Source organism: Haemophilus parainfluenzae (genome assembly GCF_036288925.1).
Classification (GTDB): Bacteria; Pseudomonadota; Gammaproteobacteria; order Enterobacterales; family Pasteurellaceae; genus Haemophilus_D.
This window is the reverse complement of the sequence record NZ_CP127167.1, coordinates 1,104,630-1,119,819: the sequence shown is the minus strand read 5'-3', so window position 1 is coordinate 1,119,819 and position 15,190 is coordinate 1,104,630. Positions and strand designations below refer to the sequence as shown.

At 39.0% G+C, this 15,190-nt stretch carries 16 protein-coding genes; 8 read left to right on the top strand and 8 right to left on the bottom strand.

Annotation, left to right across the window (positions count from 1 at the left end; all coding sequences use genetic code 11):
- Nucleotides 1–3: 3 nt before the first annotated feature.
- The 4 genes from QQS40_RS05720 to mepM all read right to left on the bottom strand — a co-directional run bounded on the left by QQS40_RS05720 (nucleotide 4) and on the right by mepM (nucleotide 4,274).
- A complete protein-coding gene (locus QQS40_RS05720) occupies nucleotides 4–765 on the bottom strand; it encodes an iron ABC transporter ATP-binding protein (protein ID WP_289901362.1) in 762 nt (253 codons plus the stop codon).
- Nucleotides 756–1,715, bottom strand: a complete 960-nt coding sequence (locus tag QQS40_RS05715; protein WP_289901363.1) for an iron chelate uptake ABC transporter family permease subunit — start codon at nucleotides 1,713–1,715, stop codon at nucleotides 756–758. The genes QQS40_RS05720 and QQS40_RS05715 overlap by 10 nt, the downstream gene beginning before the upstream one ends.
- The gene (locus QQS40_RS05710; RefSeq protein ID WP_269471709.1) at nucleotides 1,708–2,661 is read right to left on the bottom strand and encodes an ABC transporter permease; all 954 of its coding nucleotides are present in this window, start codon (nucleotides 2,659–2,661) and stop codon (nucleotides 1,708–1,710) included. The genes QQS40_RS05715 and QQS40_RS05710 overlap by 8 nt, the downstream gene beginning before the upstream one ends.
- A 137-nt stretch (nucleotides 2,662–2,798) precedes the next feature.
- Nucleotides 2,799–4,274 carry a murein DD-endopeptidase MepM gene (mepM, locus tag QQS40_RS05705; RefSeq protein WP_329504248.1) on the bottom strand — a complete coding sequence of 492 codons (1,476 nt, stop codon included), beginning with the start codon at nucleotides 4,272–4,274 and terminating at the stop codon, nucleotides 2,799–2,801.
- A gap of 179 nt (nucleotides 4,275–4,453) precedes the next feature.
- On the opposite strand from mepM, the gene znuC reads away from it, so the two are divergent.
- The 5 genes from znuC (at nucleotide 4,454) to tilS (ending at nucleotide 9,346) form a co-directional block, all read left to right on the top strand.
- On the top strand, nucleotides 4,454–5,248 hold the full coding sequence (gene znuC, locus QQS40_RS05700; RefSeq protein WP_329504246.1) for a zinc ABC transporter ATP-binding protein ZnuC: 795 nt from the start codon (nucleotides 4,454–4,456) through the stop codon (nucleotides 5,246–5,248).
- A gap of 9 nt (nucleotides 5,249–5,257) precedes the next feature.
- The gene (znuB, locus tag QQS40_RS05695; RefSeq protein WP_329506688.1) at nucleotides 5,258–6,043 is read left to right on the top strand and encodes a zinc ABC transporter permease subunit ZnuB; all 786 of its coding nucleotides are present in this window, start codon (nucleotides 5,258–5,260) and stop codon (nucleotides 6,041–6,043) included.
- 87 nt (nucleotides 6,044–6,130) lie between these two features.
- Entirely contained in the window at nucleotides 6,131–7,078 is a 948-nt protein-coding gene (accA, locus tag QQS40_RS05690; protein WP_075915680.1) for an acetyl-CoA carboxylase carboxyl transferase subunit alpha, read from the top strand.
- Between the two features lie 109 nt (nucleotides 7,079–7,187).
- Complete coding sequence (gene pdxY / locus QQS40_RS05685; RefSeq protein ID WP_049369150.1) at nucleotides 7,188–8,054, top strand: pyridoxal kinase; 867 nt, start codon at nucleotides 7,188–7,190, stop codon at nucleotides 8,052–8,054.
- Complete coding sequence (gene tilS / locus QQS40_RS05680; protein ID WP_289901367.1) at nucleotides 8,054–9,346, top strand: tRNA lysidine(34) synthetase TilS; 1,293 nt, start codon at nucleotides 8,054–8,056, stop codon at nucleotides 9,344–9,346. Before pdxY ends, tilS begins: the two co-directional genes overlap by 1 nt.
- A 15-nt stretch (nucleotides 9,347–9,361) precedes the next feature.
- Here the strand turns inward: tilS and mutH are convergent, their stop codons facing one another.
- The 3 genes from mutH to QQS40_RS05665 all read right to left on the bottom strand — a co-directional run bounded on the left by mutH (nucleotide 9,362) and on the right by QQS40_RS05665 (nucleotide 12,005).
- Complete coding sequence (mutH, locus tag QQS40_RS05675; protein WP_289901368.1) at nucleotides 9,362–10,033, bottom strand: DNA mismatch repair endonuclease MutH; 672 nt, start codon at nucleotides 10,031–10,033, stop codon at nucleotides 9,362–9,364.
- Nucleotides 10,030–10,569: a methylated-DNA--[protein]-cysteine S-methyltransferase gene (locus tag QQS40_RS05670; RefSeq protein WP_289901369.1), complete on the bottom strand. Its 540-nt coding sequence runs from the start codon at nucleotides 10,567–10,569 to the stop codon at nucleotides 10,030–10,032. Before QQS40_RS05670 ends, mutH begins: the two co-directional genes overlap by 4 nt.
- 77 nt (nucleotides 10,570–10,646) lie before the next feature.
- A complete protein-coding gene (locus QQS40_RS05665; RefSeq protein WP_289901370.1) occupies nucleotides 10,647–12,005 on the bottom strand; it encodes a porin in 1,359 nt (452 codons plus the stop codon).
- A gap of 203 nt (nucleotides 12,006–12,208) precedes the next feature.
- Between QQS40_RS05665 and QQS40_RS05660 the strand changes: the two genes are divergently transcribed.
- The 3 genes from QQS40_RS05660 to purN all read left to right on the top strand — a co-directional run bounded on the left by QQS40_RS05660 (nucleotide 12,209) and on the right by purN (nucleotide 14,394).
- Entirely contained in the window at nucleotides 12,209–12,496 is a 288-nt protein-coding gene (locus tag QQS40_RS05660) for a YfcZ/YiiS family protein (RefSeq protein WP_289901371.1), read from the top strand.
- A gap of 153 nt (nucleotides 12,497–12,649) precedes the next feature.
- On the top strand, nucleotides 12,650–13,687 hold the full coding sequence (gene purM, locus QQS40_RS05655; protein ID WP_329506681.1) for a phosphoribosylformylglycinamidine cyclo-ligase: 1,038 nt from the start codon (nucleotides 12,650–12,652) through the stop codon (nucleotides 13,685–13,687).
- 68 nt (nucleotides 13,688–13,755) lie between these two features.
- Complete coding sequence (gene purN, locus QQS40_RS05650; RefSeq protein ID WP_289901373.1) at nucleotides 13,756–14,394, top strand: phosphoribosylglycinamide formyltransferase; 639 nt, start codon at nucleotides 13,756–13,758, stop codon at nucleotides 14,392–14,394.
- Nucleotides 14,395–14,449: 55 nt separating this feature from the next.
- Here the strand turns inward: purN and QQS40_RS05645 are convergent, their stop codons facing one another.
- Complete coding sequence (locus QQS40_RS05645; protein ID WP_049356401.1) at nucleotides 14,450–15,064, bottom strand: OmpW family outer membrane protein; 615 nt, start codon at nucleotides 15,062–15,064, stop codon at nucleotides 14,450–14,452.
- Between the last annotated feature and the right edge of the window lie 126 nt (nucleotides 15,065–15,190).

The following is a 15,190-nucleotide window of genomic DNA, read 5'->3' as shown; positions in this document are numbered from 1 at the left end:
TATTTATCTAAAGTAAACAGCAATTTTGTTATTATCGATATTCTGAATAGGGATCGTCATATCATAAATATCTTGTAATACGGTTGATTGCATAATGTGGTTAACTTCACCTTGTTGGACTAATTTTCCATTTTTCATGGCAACAATATAGTCAGAATAACAAGAGGCGAAATTAATATCATGAATCACAATCACCACGGTTTTGTTGAGTTCTGTCGCTAATTTACGCAAAACTTGCATGATCTGCACAGAATGTTTCATATCCAGATTATTTAATGGTTCATCCAACAAAATATAATCGGTATCTTGTGCAAGCGTCATCGCAATATAAGCGCGTTGTCGCTGCCCACCACTTAAGTTATCGATATATTGATGACGAATATCATCTAAATCCATATAAGCAATGGCATTATCAATAAAAGTGTGGTCAGTTTGAGTTAAATTTCCTTTGGAATAAGGAAAACGCCCAAAAGCGACCAAATCTTCAATGCTTAGACGCAAATTAATGTTGTTAGTCTGCTTTAAAATCGCAAGCTGTTTCGCAATATCGCTACTTTTCTTACGATTGAGCAATTCACCGTTGAGATAAATCTCGCCACTATCAGCATTCAACAAACGGCTCATAATAGACAGCACTGTACTCTTCCCCGCGCCATTCGGTCCGATAAAAGACGTAATTTTCCCCGTTGGGATGGTGACAGACACGTTGTCCACCACCTTTTTGCTTCCGTAACTTTTCGTAATATTGCGAATTTCTATTGCCATTTTTTGTTTGCTCTTAATAACAAATAAATAAAGTACACACCGCCGACAAAATTAACGATGATGCTTAATGTCGTGCGGAAGGTAAAAATATGAGTAACCAATAATTGCCCAAAAACCAAGGTAATAATGGAAATTAACATCGCAGCAGGAATAAGCACCTTATGGCGATAATCACGAATAAATTCAAAAGTTACATTCATTACCAATAACCCAAGGAAAGTAAGTGGGCCAACAAGTGCGGTCGATACTGATGTTAAAATTGCCACGAGAATTAATAGGACTTTTAAGGTCTTTTGGTAATCGATACCTAAGTTAATGGCATTTTCTCGCCCTAACGCCAACACATCAAAGCAATGCCAATATTTAAAACTGAAAACAATGGTCGCCACTAAAATGGCTAATGCGACCCACAAGATTTGAGTATTGATTCGGTTGAAACTTGCAAAGCCAATATCTTGAGCGATCTGGAATTCATTTGGGTCAATCAACACTTCCATAAAGGTCGTTAAGCTACCAAAGAAGGTGCCGAAAATAATCCCGACAAGCAACAAGAAGAAAATATTTTGGCTCTCTTTCTTAAACAGGAAGTGATAAAGCACTAATGAAAACGCCATCATTAATCCCGTACATAAGACAAACAATGCAATCGAATTCATTGAAAGCAATGTACTTGAACCGAAAAGAAAAATGATCGTCGTTTGAATCAGTAAATACAGCGAATCTAAACCCAAAATACTCGGCGTGAGAATTCGGTTATTCACAACCGTTTGGAAAATCATCGTAGCGAGTGCAATTGCCGCACCTGTAATCACAATCGCAATTAAGGATAAGGCACGATTTTCCAAGGCATATTGCCAACGGTTTGGTAAGTTGTAGCCTAAATAGAGTGCAAGAGAAACAATGGCTAACAACGACAATACAATCAGTTGAGAAGAAGATTTCTTAGCCATTTCTATACCGCTTTAATAATAAAAATAAGAAGATACCACTGCCAAATACGCCAACTACGGCATTAATGGAAATCTCATAAGGATAAATCACACTTCGCCCTAAAATATCGCAGAATAAAACAAATACGGCACCCAACAAGGCGGTATGAGATAACACTTTCTTCAAGTTATCACCCAAATAAAGTGTGACGATATTCGGGATAATTAACCCCAAGAAAGGAATCACGCCAACAGACACAATAATAATCGAAGATACGACCGCCACAATGAGCAGGCCGAGATAAAGTACTTGGTTGTAATTTAGACCCAGATTAACCGCAAAATCTTTCCCCATCCCGACAATAGAAAAACGATGTGCAAATAAATAAGCTACGATGAGGGTAGGAATACTGAAATACAACAATTCATAGCGGCCTGACATCACAAGAGAAAAGTCTCCTTGTAGCCACCCGGATAAGTTTTGTAATAAATCTTCTTTATAAGCAATAAAGGCGGTAATTGAACTGATGATATTGCCGAACATAATCCCCACTAAAGGCACAAAAATCGTGTCCTTGAATTTCAAACGGGACAGAATCGTCATGAATAACAATGTGCCAAGGAAAGATACTATTACCGCAATGGTGGTTTTTAACAACATCGAAGCCGTTGGGAAAAACAGCATCGCCATTAAAATGCCTAATCGTGCGCTGTCCATTGTGCCCGCCGTGGTGGGAGAAATAAATCGGTTTCGACTGAGTTGCTGCATCACCAAGCCACAAATACTCAAGGATGCGCCAGCAATCAAGATACTGATTAAGCGAGGCACGCGACTAATTAAAAAGATCTGCCATTGATTACCTTCAAAATTCAGTAACCCTTTCAGATTAACAGTGCTCACCCCGAGAAAAAGTGAGACAAAGGAAAGCACGATCAAAAGAAAAATGAGATAACGTCGCTTAATCATAACAAATGAGAATAATTCTAAAACGCAAAGAAGGATAGCATATTGATGAAAAAGAGGAAAGATGAAGTGCGGTCAGTTTTTGATTAATTTTTTAAGCACATAAAAAATGCGGTCCAAATTTGACCGCACTTTATTCGCTACAGTTTTAACATCTTTTCCGCTTCTTTCGCTTGCACTAAGAACTGTTTACGCTCTGCTGTTGCCATTGCACTACTTGTACCAGGTAATTTAACTGTCAATGGATTTACAACACGACCATTAATATGAAACTCATAATGTAAATGAGGTCCCGTTGAGATTCCTGTATTTCCTGTTAAAGCAATACGCTCTCCCTTCTTCACAGTTTGCCCTGCACGAACTAAAGCACGACTTAAATGCATATACACCGTTTGATATTCGCGACCATGACGTATCACCACATAACGTCCTGCACCACCTGCTTGATAAGCCACCTTTTCAACTACGCCTTCTGCTGGCGCAATAACGGGCGTACCTGGAGCAACAGCAAAGTCGACGCCTTTATGTGGGCGAATACGTCCTGTGACTGGATGACGACGATTTGGATTAAATGGCGAAGAAACACGCGCTTGACGTTGTAGTGGATAACGCGCAAAGCCCTTGCCAAGGGTCTCACCTTGTCTATTATAATAGCGACCATTTGCCGCTTGAATTCCATAATAACTTTTACCACCTGTTATAATATGGATAGCTTCTACATTACCTTGTCCCGTTAATTTATCACCTAAATATTCACGTGACACTAAAATCGCAAATTTGGTGCCTTTACTGAGTTTTTGAAGGCTTACCTGCCATTGTAATGCGGAACTTAACTGACTGATTTGACGACCATCCAAACCTAAATCACGCAAACTTGATGCAAAAGATCCGTTAATCGTGCCTTTTAATACCTCTTTCTTCCAAATACTCTTCTTCTCTAAGATTTGGCGTTTAAACTTGCCGTCTTCAGTGCGCTCATAAATTCGCTCTTCTTTTTCAGATACCAACCAGTTTAAATACTCCAGTTGATCTTCTTTATCTAAAATCCAATAGAACTGCTGACCTGCGCGTAAATTTTTTAATTCAGGATATTCGGCAATTAAGTTCTTCGCTGTATCATCTTCCAAACCTGAAAGCTCTAATACATCTTTTAATGAATCACCACGTACCACGGTATGGCTAAATTGATCGGTAATACGTAATGCCTGATCAGCTACATCTAAAATGCCACTGAGTGCATCTTGTGCATCTTTTGGCAAATCAGTTAGCTCATCAAACTGTGGTTTAATTTCATCGACTTCATCATCTTTGGCTTGAAGTTCATCATCATAAGAGGTTGCATCTTCCGTATTAGCATGTTGTTTTGCTTCAGGATGTTCGCCTTCTTGAGATTGAGGATTGCCCGATTCCGTTTTTTCAGGTGTCAGAGATTGATATTGAACGTTATCTACCATCTCTGGCTCAAGATTACTTTGCAAAGAAGGATCATAATCAGCGGTATCTTTAAAGGCGAGAAAAGTACCTGTAAAAATAAGTAAAAGTGCAGTAAAAAAAATCGCTGCTTTTATGCGAGACTTTCTTTTCCGTCGTTCTCTGGCTAATTTAACGTGCTGCACTTTTGCTACCCTTAGATATAAAATAAAAGATTTTCGTGATTCAGACTACAAAATCTAGAAAAAATTCATTTTACCCCAAGAATATAAAATCTTATGCCTAATATTTAGACACTGATAGAATTTCTTGAGAAAAATAAGGAAATGAGCTATGTTATTGGGCTATTTTTAAGGGGAGAATTATGCAAATTAACGCCATTCAACCAACCCAATCAGTACCATTAATTACGCTAAAAAATATCAATGTAGTCTTTGAGCAAAAGACCGCACTGCGGGATATTAATCTTAACATTTATCCTCATTCAATTATTACCATTGTCGGTCCTAATGGTGGGGGAAAATCAACCCTTTTAAAAACCTTATTAAAATTACAAGCGCCAACATCCGGTGAAGTGATTTATAGCGCGAATGTCAGAATTGGCTATGTCCCACAAAAAATTCACCTCGATCACAGCTTACCGATGACGGTTGAGCGTTTTCTGGCGCTCAAAAAAGGTGTTAAAACGCAAGAAATATCAACCGCACTTGAGCAACTCTCTATTACTCATTTGAGAAAAAATAATATGCAAAAACTCTCTGGTGGCGAGATGCAACGTGTATTATTGGCTCGTGCGATTTTAAATAAACCCAATCTACTGGTGTTAGATGAACCCACTCAAGGGGTGGATATTAATGGTCAAGCTGAACTTTATCAGCTAATTCATCGTACTCAACAAGCCTTAAATTGTGCAGTTTTAATGGTTTCCCATGATTTGCATATCGTGATGGCGGACAGTAAAGAAGTGCTGTGCATCAATCAACATATTTGCTGTGCTGGCACACCCGAAAGCTTATCGAATGATCCCACATTTATGCGTCTTTGGGGCAATCAAATCTCACAAAATGTGGGCTTTTATACACACCATCATAATCACCACCATAATATGCACGGTGATGTTTGTAGTTGCAGTGCCAATCCATCAGAATGCCAACAATAAGGAAACATCATGTTTGAGATTTTATTTCCCGCCTTGCTTACGGGCTTACTGCTTTCCTTAATTACCGCACCACTGGGAGCCTTTGTGGTGTGGCGTAAAATGGCTTATTTTGGTGATACCCTTTCCCACTCAGCCTTGCTTGGTGTAGCGTTAGGGATTTTCTTACAAATTAACCCTTATGTTGCCATTGTAATTTTGACGATTATTCTCGCCGTATTAATGGTATGGCTCGAAAGTAACACGCAATTTTCAGTGGATACCCTTTTAGGCATTATCGCTCACAGTTGTCTTTCTCTTGGTGTAGTTACGGTTGGCTTACTTAAAAATGTCCGCGTAGATTTAATGAGTTATCTTTTTGGGGATCTGCTTGCCATTAATTTTAACGATTTACCTTATATTGGCGTAGGTGTCGTCATTGTATTAAGCACATTGCTTTACTTCTGGCAAGCCTTACTCTCCACCACAGTCTCACCTGAACTGGCACAAGTGGAAGGCATTAACATTAAAAAAATGCGATTTATCTTAATGATTTTGACCGCACTTACCATTGCATTAAGTATGAAGTTTGTTGGAGCTCTGATTATTACATCGCTCTTAATTATTCCCGCTGCAACAGCAAGACGCTTTGCTAAGACACCTGAGCAAATGGTGTTTATTGCGATTTTAATTAGTATGCTTTCCGTTATTGGCGGGTTATTCCTTTCCGCCTTTTATGATACCGCTGCGGGGCCTTCTGTCGTGATTTGTTCCGCATTTTTGTTTTTGTTATCATTACTAAAAAAGGAATATTTATAATCCGCTCCAACCAGTGAAAACCATTTGCACCGCACCTTAAATCTTGATAAAGTGCGGGCAACTTTTGACGATATTTTAGGATAAGAAATGAGCCAAGAATATTTAGATTTTGAATTACCTATTGCTGAACTTGAAGCTAAAATTGAAGCACTACGTTCAGCATCTGATGACAAAATTGATTTACACGATGAAATTAAACGCTTACAAAAGAAAAGCGATGAATTAACCAAAAAAACCTTTGCAAATCTTGATGCATGGCAGGTTTCTCGTATGGCACGTCACCCAAATCGTCCATACACGCTTGATTATATCGAACATATTTTTACTGATTTCCAAGAACTGGCAGGCGATCGTGCCTTTGCAGATGATAAAGCAATCGTAGGTGGTCTTGCTCGTTTAGATGGTCGCGCGGTAATGATTATCGGTCACCAAAAAGGTCGTACGGTAAAAGACAAAGTAACTCGTAACTTTGGGATGCCAGCACCTGAAGGCTATCGTAAAGCGTTACGTTTAATGCAAATGGCTGAGCGTTTTAACTTACCTATCATTACCTTTATCGACACACCAGGGGCTTACCCGGGCATCGGTGCGGAAGAACGTGGTCAGTCTGAAGCGATTGCTCGTAACTTACGTGAAATGTCTACATTAAAAGTACCTGTTATCTGTACGGTAATCGGTGAAGGCGGTTCTGGTGGTGCATTAGCCATTGGTGTCGGCGACAAAGTGAATATGTTGCAATATTCAACTTATTCCGTTATTTCACCAGAAGGCTGTGCTTCAATCTTGTGGAAGAGCGCAGAAAAAGCATCTACCGCAGCCGAAGTCATGGGCTTAACCGCTACTCGTTTAAAAGAGTTAGGTTTAATTGATAATATCGTTCAAGAGCCATTAGGTGGTGCGCATCGTAATTATCATGAAATGGCACGTAATTTAAAACAATGCCTCCTTGAAGAACTAAACGAACTCGATACCTTCGACAAAGATGGCTTATTAGAAAGACGTTATGAACGTTTAATGTCTTACGGTTATTGTTAATAAAATAGAGCGGTTAGTTTAACCGCTCTTTTTTGTGTTTTGAAAAAAATGTTGCATGGATGCAAAAAACAGCATCAATGCCTAAAATAATATAAAAGGAGAACTTAAAATGAAAAACGTATTAGCAATCCAATCTCACGTAGTTTATGGTTTCGCTGGTAATAAATCTGCTACCTTTCCAATGCAGCTATTAGGCGTGGATGTATGGGCACTCAATACCGTGCAATTCTCTAACCATACTCAATATGGTAAATGGACAGGCATGGTGATTCCACAAGAGCAAATTGGTGAAATTGCTAACGGTTTAGATGCCATTGGAAAACTGCAAGAATGTGATGCGTTGCTTTCTGGCTATTTAGGTTCAGCTGAGCAAGTTGACCAAATTATCTATGCTTTAGAAAAAATCAAAGCACGTAACCCAAATGCACTTTACTTGTGCGATCCAGTGATGCCAAATGCCGAAAAAGTCTGCGTGGTCGCCGATGGTGTACGTGAACGCTTAATTGAAAAAGCCATTCCACGTGCGGATATCATGACCCCAAATCTTTCCGAACTTCGTACGCTTTCTGACTTCCCTATCAATACGTTTGACGATGTGCTGAAAGCCGCCAATGCATTAGTGGCTAAAGGTGTGAAAAAAGTGTTGGTTAAACACTTAGGTAAAGCGGGTAAATTAAATGATCCCGATACCTTTGAAATTATTATGGCGACACCTGAAGGTGTATGGCATTTAAGCCGTCCGCTTTATAAATTTAACTTTGAACCTGTTGGTGTGGGTGATTTAATTGCGGGTACTTTCTTGGCGCATTACTTAAACTGTGGCAACGATGTTGAAGCTTTTGAAAAAATGAATAATGCGGTGGCAGGCGTAATGAAAACTACCTTTGATTTAAAATCTTACGAACTCCAACCTATTGCTGCACGTTTTGAGATCTTAAATCCAAGCACAAACTACAAAGCTGTTAAAGTTGCCTAATGGATCTTTTTTCATTATTCCAAGCTCAAATCCCAACCACCGCCAATAAGCTTCTCATTGCTTTTAGCGGTGGTTTGGATTCAACTGCACTGCTTTCTTTAGTTAAAAAACTCCGCGAAAAACGACCGCACTTAAGTCTGCGAGCTATCCATATCCATCACGGATTAAGCCCGAATGCGGATGCTTGGACGGCTCATTGCCAACAACTCTGTAAACAATTTGCCATTCCACTTATTATTGAAAGAGTCAAAGTGGAAATGCACGATGGCATTGAAGCTGGCGCTAGAGAAGCCCGTTATCAGGCGATTTTGAAACATATTCAGCCAGATGAATATCTGGTCACTGCACATCATTTAAATGATCAAACTGAGACTTTTTTCCTAGCGCTAAAACGAGGCGCGGGATTACAAGGTTTAGGCGCAATGCAAAAAGAAAGTCAATTGTTCGGGATGTCTATTCTACGCCCGCTTCTTTCTTTTACCCGTAATGAATTAGAAGATTACATTCAGCAAGAAAATCTGTCTTGGGTCGAAGACGAAAGCAATCAAGATAATCATTACGATCGCAATTTCTTACGTAACCAAATTTTGCCTGAAATACGTCAACGCTGGGAACATTTTGATCATGCTGTTCAGCGTGCCGCACAACATTGTTTTGAGCAACAACAACTGATTAATGAATTATTACAGACCTGCTTTGAGCAGCACATTCTTGAGGATCAAAAACAGTTTTCGCTCATAAACTTTCTAGACTATTCACCGCAAAAACAAACCTCACTTTTGCGTATGTGGCTGGCTAAAAATCAGATTGCTATGCCTACGCAGATTCAATTAATGCATATTATTGATGATGTTATTCAGGCTAAAGCGGATGCATCCCCACAATTTCAACTCGGGGAGCATATTATTCGCCGTTATCAGGAATGTCTCTATTTAACGGGGAAATTCGCTGATTTGTCGCAAACTTGTCTTGATATGCCGTTAAATCAACAGATTCTTTTGCCTGATAATCTTGGAAGAATTTATGCAATCAACAATGAGCAAGGCATTTTAGTCCATTGGAATGACAAACAAGTTCAACTTGCTAATACACAAGAGCCGATTCAAATACGATTTGCTTATACTGGCAAAGTAAAACGACAGCATAATCGCCCAGCCGAAACCATGAAAAAAATTTGGCAAGAGCTCGGTGTTCCGCCTTGGCAACGAAATCGTATCCCACTCATTTTCTATGGAGAGACTTTACAAAGTGCGGTAGGTTTTTTCTGTGTTTTTCAGAACTTAGAGAAATAAAAAATGAGTGATGATTCACCCATTTTTATGATAAAGAAAAGCGTTTAAAATGCCTGCCGTAAATTCTTTCCGTAAATAAAACCCCAGCGGCAAAGTATCAATCACTTCCCCATTTTTACCAATGCCTTTCGTAATGGCTTTACTGTTTGCACCTTTTGGACGCAGTTGCATAACTTCACCAATACGTGCCGTAATCTGATCTAACTTTCCGAGCACAATATAATCCATCAACTCTTCCCAATCTTGGCGTAATTGATGTTCTTGTTCAACCGAAGGTTGCCATAAGATAGGCTGACCAATATGGCGGTCACGTAAAGGAATATCTCTACTGCCTTCAATGGGAATCCACAAGACTTTCGATAATTTATGACGAACGTGCGAATTTTCCCAATTTACCCCGGAGTTTTGAACCAAGGGCGCAAGACTCACAAACGTGGTTTCTAACGGAAAGCCTTCTGCATTAATGGGTAAAGTTTTTAATTCAATGCCTAAATGGGAAAAATCCTGTTCAGCCTTACTGCCTGCCGTAGCACCTAATGCAGTTTCAAGCAACATCCCAACCCAACCTTTATCGCGTTTTAAATCCGGTGGAACTGGAACATGTAATTCGTCAGCTAATTCACCAAAAGTTAAGCCAGCTATGGATTGTGCTTTGGAAAGTAATTGTTCAAGGGTTTGTGGAATCATTCGTGATATTTCTTAAAAAAGCGAGGCTTAGTATTTTCAGTACCTTTATCAATATAGGGAATTTTTTCTAATTGTAATAAAAAACGTTTTGCCTCTAAGCCTCCGCCAAAACCAGTTAAAGTACGATCTTTACCTAAAATGCGGTGACAAGGAATAATAATACTAATCGGATTACTCCCTACCGCACCACCTACGGCTCGAACCGCTTTAGGATTATTAATCTGCAACGCAAGATCACCATAAGAGGAAAGCTCACCATAATCAATTTCGCGTAAAGCTTGCCAAATAGAGAGTTGAAACGCTGTACCTTCTGGCTTCAAGGGGATATCTGAAAAACGCTCGACTTCTCCACTAAAATATCGTTCAAAAGCCAAGTATACTTTTTGAAAAACAGGCAATTCATCTTTTTTATGCCATTTAGGATTAGGTTCATATTGCTCTTTTTCAAAATCAATATGTGTAATACTTTCACCATCAGATAAAATTAAAAGCCGCCCGATAGGAGAAGGATAATAAGTATAATAAAGTACGGTCATTTTTTGCCTTGTTTTATAAAAAAGAAAAGCACACTTCGTGTGGAGGTGTGCTTTATTATGCTAAATTTTCTAACCGATTAGAAACTATAATTTAAATTCAAACCGTAAAGATTTGCACTTGCTTTAGAGGTGTAATTTCCAGTTACCACTACAGCACCATTGCGGATAATTTGCTCTTCTTTGAAATGAACTTTTTTACCTTTCAAATAAGCATAGCCTAAATCAACTGAAAGATTTGGAGTAAATTTATATGTAGCACCTACGCTATACCAAGTACGATCTGTATCAGGAATTGCCGCACTAGCATATTCAGTTGCTGCAGCTTGATCATAAGCAATACCTGCTCGTAAAGTTAATTTCTCATCCACATCGTAAGTTCCACCTAGTGCTACACGCGAACTATTTCTGTAGTACATTTTCTTATGAAATGCTTCTACGCCATCAGCATGATACGTTGCATATAAGTTTTTCAGACGACTCCAGTGAGAATATTTATAACTATAGTGCATAGCAAATTTCTCGGTTAATTGGTGAAATCCTGAAAACTCTAAATAATCAGGCAAATTGAGCTTTAAACCACCTTCTTGCCCAATACGCTGAGCTTGTAAACTAGTTGCTGTATGATCTGTAAAATCAATATCTACTTTAGAATGGTAAGCTAAACCAATTCGATGATTTTCATTAAATTGATACATTACACCAGCATTCCAAGCAAAAGCCCAAGCCGCTTTGTCTTGTAGTTGAGTTAGAATAGTATCTTTTTGAACGCTACTTAATGAAGCCAATAATGGACCAGCTGTAGGAGGTAATTGTATAGCTCCTTCGCGTACAGCCTTACCAACATATTGAGCTGCATCAGCCAGAGCACCAGCTCTACGCTCAATTTTTGCTTTTGCATAAACTGCATTTAAACCCACACCAGCACTTAAACCTTGAGTCACACGATATGAACCGCTTAAATTTAAGTTAATCGCACTTAAATCAGTTTTACCGCCGAATACTCCTGCGTTGTAATCTGATTCATATTCACTTTTTAATCCAAAATTCACATTCATACCACCACCAATGGCAAATTTGTCATTAATTGGTGCCACAAAATACATATTCGGAATCAATGAATCTGGTATAACACTATCATGATCTGCAGAACCTGCAGCAACAGTACGACCTAATGCATTAACGGTAACCGGACCACTCATTCGAATTTTAGAATCCACATAAACGCCACCCACAGAGAATTGGTTGGTTTTAAATAAGCTCATTAATGCTGGATTAGTTGCAACCACTGAGGCATTGTCCGCAATTGCAGCTTCACCGGCATAAGCACGACCAAGACCTGACGTTGACACTTCTGCTAATTGGAATGCAGCAGCATTTACACCGCTTGCAGTAGATAAGATCGCCATCGCTACTAGCGTTTTATGAAATTTTTTCATCGAGAACCTATTGTGACTAATAATAAAAAGCTCCCAGATTCTAAAGCTCCATGAAATAGAGTGCAAATTATTTTAAACTAATTTATAAGTGTTCCGACCACTATTCAATAAATCATATTTCAATTTAAAATACGGTTATTTTTGCAGAGTTGTTCAAAAGTGCTAAAATACAGCCAATCTTAATTTTTAAATAAGGAAATCCTATGACTGTAACATGCAAAGCTGAAGAATCTCTCACTTGTAGTTGTGTTGATGTGGGGACGATTATTGACGGTTCAGATTGCGCTGTTGATATTCATCAAACCTATGCAAATAAAGCTGAAGCTGAAGCGGCACTTAATTGTTTCGTTGAAAAAGCACGCAAAACAGAAAGTGATCCTTGCGATATTAAAAGTGAAATCACAGAAACTGAAAATGGCGCCAATTTAACGGCACGTTTTACATTTAGCTGCCAGGCTGAAGCAATGATTTTCGAATTAGCGAATCGCTAAAAAACATTCTAGAAAATAACCGCACTTTATTATTAAAAATAAAGCGCGGTTATTTTTTGCTTAAATCATGATTAAATCACTATCGCAAACGTTTGCTTGATCTGGTACAATCACGCCGTTTTATCATTTAACCTAAAAATATAGGACAACATTGTGAGCAAACCATCATTAAGTTATAAAGATGCAGGCGTGGATATTAATGCCGGTAACGAATTAGTTGAACGTATTAAACCACACGTAAAGCGGACAACTCGCCCTGAAGTCATCGGGGGATTAGGTGGGTTTGGTGCATTATGTGCCATTCCGGGCAAATATAAAGAACCCATCCTTGTTTCAGGTACAGACGGTGTGGGCACTAAATTACGCCTGGCCATTGACTTAAAAAAACACGATACCATCGGTATTGATTTGGTTGCTATGTGTGTTAACGATTTAGTCGTGCAAGGTGCCGAACCCTTATTCTTCTTGGATTACTACGCCACAGGCAAACTTGACGTAGATGTTGCCTCCGATGTAGTGAAAGGCATTGCTGAAGGCTGTGTACAATCAGGTTGTGCATTAGTCGGGGGTGAAACCGCCGAAATGCCAGGCTTGTACCACGCTGGCGATTATGACCTTGCAGGTTTCTGTGTGGGCGTGGTTGAAAAATCAGAAATCATTGATGGTAGCCAAGTTAAAGTAGGAGATGCTTTAATTGCACTAGGTTCAAGTGGCCCGCATTCAAATGGTTATTCTTTAATTCGTAAAGTCATTGATGTTGCTGGCGTCAACCCAGCCACTGAGCAACTAGATGGTCGTCCATTAAGTGAACAAGTGCTTGCGCCGACAAAAATCTATGTAAAATCTGTTCTCGCTTTAATCAAACAAACGGAAGTCCATGCTATTGCACACTTAACGGGTGGCGGTTTCTGGGAAAATATTCCCCGTGTATTACCAAAAAATACCAAAGCCGTTATTTATGAAAGCAGTTGGGAATGGCAACCCGTATTCAAATGGTTACAAGAAAAAGGCAACATTGAAACCTATGAAATGTACCGTACGTTCAACTGCGGCGTTGGCATGGTGATTGCATTACCACAATCGCAAGTGGAAACCGCTTTAACGATTTTAAAACAATCGGGTGAAAATGCCTGGTTAATCGGTCATATCGAAAGTGCAACAGATGACGAACCACAAGTTATCATTAAATGATATCTCTTTTCCATCTCAGGGCGAAAATTTCAGAATGAAAGGTTCGCCCTTCTTTTATGTAGAATAATATGAAAAAAATTGCCGTCCTGATTTCAGGACAAGGATCAAATCTTCAAGCGATAATTAAGGCTTGTCAAACTGGTTTTATTCCTGGAAAGATTGTGACTGTCATCAGTAATAAAATCGATTCATTTGGCTTAGAACGTGCTGAAAGTGCGGGCATTCCTAGCCGAGTTTTTTTGCGCCAAGATTTTGCCTCTAATCTCGATATGGATAAGGCTATAGGTGATTATTTAGATGATCTCAATGTTGATCTCATTGTGTTAGCCGGCTACATGAAAATCTTAACCAAACCATTCACACAACGTTTTGCTGGGAAAATTTTAAATATTCACCCTTCCCTTCTTCCAAAATATCCTGGGTTACATACTTATCAAAGAGCACTTGAGAATGGCGAGAGCGAACATGGTACAACCGTGCATTTTGTCAATGAAGAGATCGATGGCGGTGCCATTGTGTTACAAGCTAAAGTACCGATTTTCCCTGGTGATACCGTCGAGGAGATTGAACTTCGTACACGTGAACAGGAATATCATATTTATCCTTTAGTGATTAAATGGTTTATTGAGGAGCGATTAAAACTCGAAAACGGTATAGCATATTTAGACGACTCCCCTTTACCCATATCTGGCTATGCCGCTGAATAACGTTAAATAAAAAGCGGTACACACTGTGTACCGCTTTTTTCAGAACAAGGTTCCATTAGAAACGATAACCTAAACCGACGAAATATACTGTAGGGTCAAGTTTCACCTTCACCGTATGATTTTCACCAGCTAAATTAAAACGCGCTTTGGTTTTAATTTGCGCATACCACATTGCCGCATTGAAATAAAGGTTATCTGTCAGTTTAACATCTATACCCACATTCGCAATCGGGCCAACTGAATCTTTTAATCTAAGATTAGATACACCAGCTAACTTAGCTTTTTCACTGAAAAACGTGGTGTAGTTAAGACCTCCACCTATATAAGGACGTACACTAGCATCTTTATCCAAGAAATAGTATTGAGCATATAAACTTGGCGGTAAATGTTTAGTTTTACCCACTAAAGCAGACCCTAACTTAATCTCATGACTAAAAGGTGTCGCCGCAAGTAATTCTACCCCGATGTTATCAGTGAACATATAAGTACCCGTTAACCCCAATTGAGTATTATTGTTCACTTTAAATTTGAAGACATCGCTATTTGTGCTCGTGTGAGTATCCACAAGAACACCACCCGCTCTTACAATAACATCACCTTGTTGATGTGCATTTGCAAAGCCTGCTAATAATGCTGCGCTTAATCCCAATGCTAATGCCGTTTTTTTCATATTTTGACTCCTTAGTCATTATCTTTTAAGTCCGCATTCGGACAATACTATCTCTTGTTATAATAATACTTATTTTGGGGTATTAAACCGTGATCTCTGTCAAATTTTTTGAAATTAATTAAAAAA

Bases quoted from the DNA above. Each gene is read 5' to 3' on its own strand.
- znuC (WP_329504246.1), top strand. From the start codon at position 4,454: ATGCAAATTAACGCCATTCAACCAACCCAATCAGTACCATTAATTACG.
- tilS (WP_289901367.1), top strand. From the start codon at position 8,054: ATGGATCTTTTTTCATTATTCCAAGCTCAAATCCCAACCACCGCCAAT.
- QQS40_RS05670 (WP_289901369.1), bottom strand. From the start codon at position 10,569: ATGACCGTACTTTATTATACTTATTATCCTTCTCCTATCGGGCGGCTT.
- QQS40_RS05665 (WP_289901370.1), bottom strand. From the start codon at position 12,005: ATGAAAAAATTTCATAAAACGCTAGTAGCGATGGCGATCTTATCTACT.
- mutH (WP_289901368.1), bottom strand. From the start codon at position 10,033: ATGATTCCACAAACCCTTGAACAATTACTTTCCAAAGCACAATCCATA.
- QQS40_RS05720 (WP_289901362.1), bottom strand. From the start codon at position 765: ATGGCAATAGAAATTCGCAATATTACGAAAAGTTACGGAAGCAAAAAG.
- QQS40_RS05715 (WP_289901363.1), bottom strand. From the start codon at position 1,715: ATGGCTAAGAAATCTTCTTCTCAACTGATTGTATTGTCGTTGTTAGCC.
- znuB (WP_329506688.1), top strand. From the start codon at position 5,258: ATGTTTGAGATTTTATTTCCCGCCTTGCTTACGGGCTTACTGCTTTCC.
- purN (WP_289901373.1), top strand. From the start codon at position 13,756: ATGAAAAAAATTGCCGTCCTGATTTCAGGACAAGGATCAAATCTTCAA.
- pdxY (WP_049369150.1), top strand. From the start codon at position 7,188: ATGAAAAACGTATTAGCAATCCAATCTCACGTAGTTTATGGTTTCGCT.
- QQS40_RS05710 (WP_269471709.1), bottom strand. From the start codon at position 2,661: ATGATTAAGCGACGTTATCTCATTTTTCTTTTGATCGTGCTTTCCTTT.
- accA (WP_075915680.1), top strand. From the start codon at position 6,131: ATGAGCCAAGAATATTTAGATTTTGAATTACCTATTGCTGAACTTGAA.
- QQS40_RS05645 (WP_049356401.1), bottom strand. From the start codon at position 15,064: ATGAAAAAAACGGCATTAGCATTGGGATTAAGCGCAGCATTATTAGCA.
- QQS40_RS05660 (WP_289901371.1), top strand. From the start codon at position 12,209: ATGACTGTAACATGCAAAGCTGAAGAATCTCTCACTTGTAGTTGTGTT.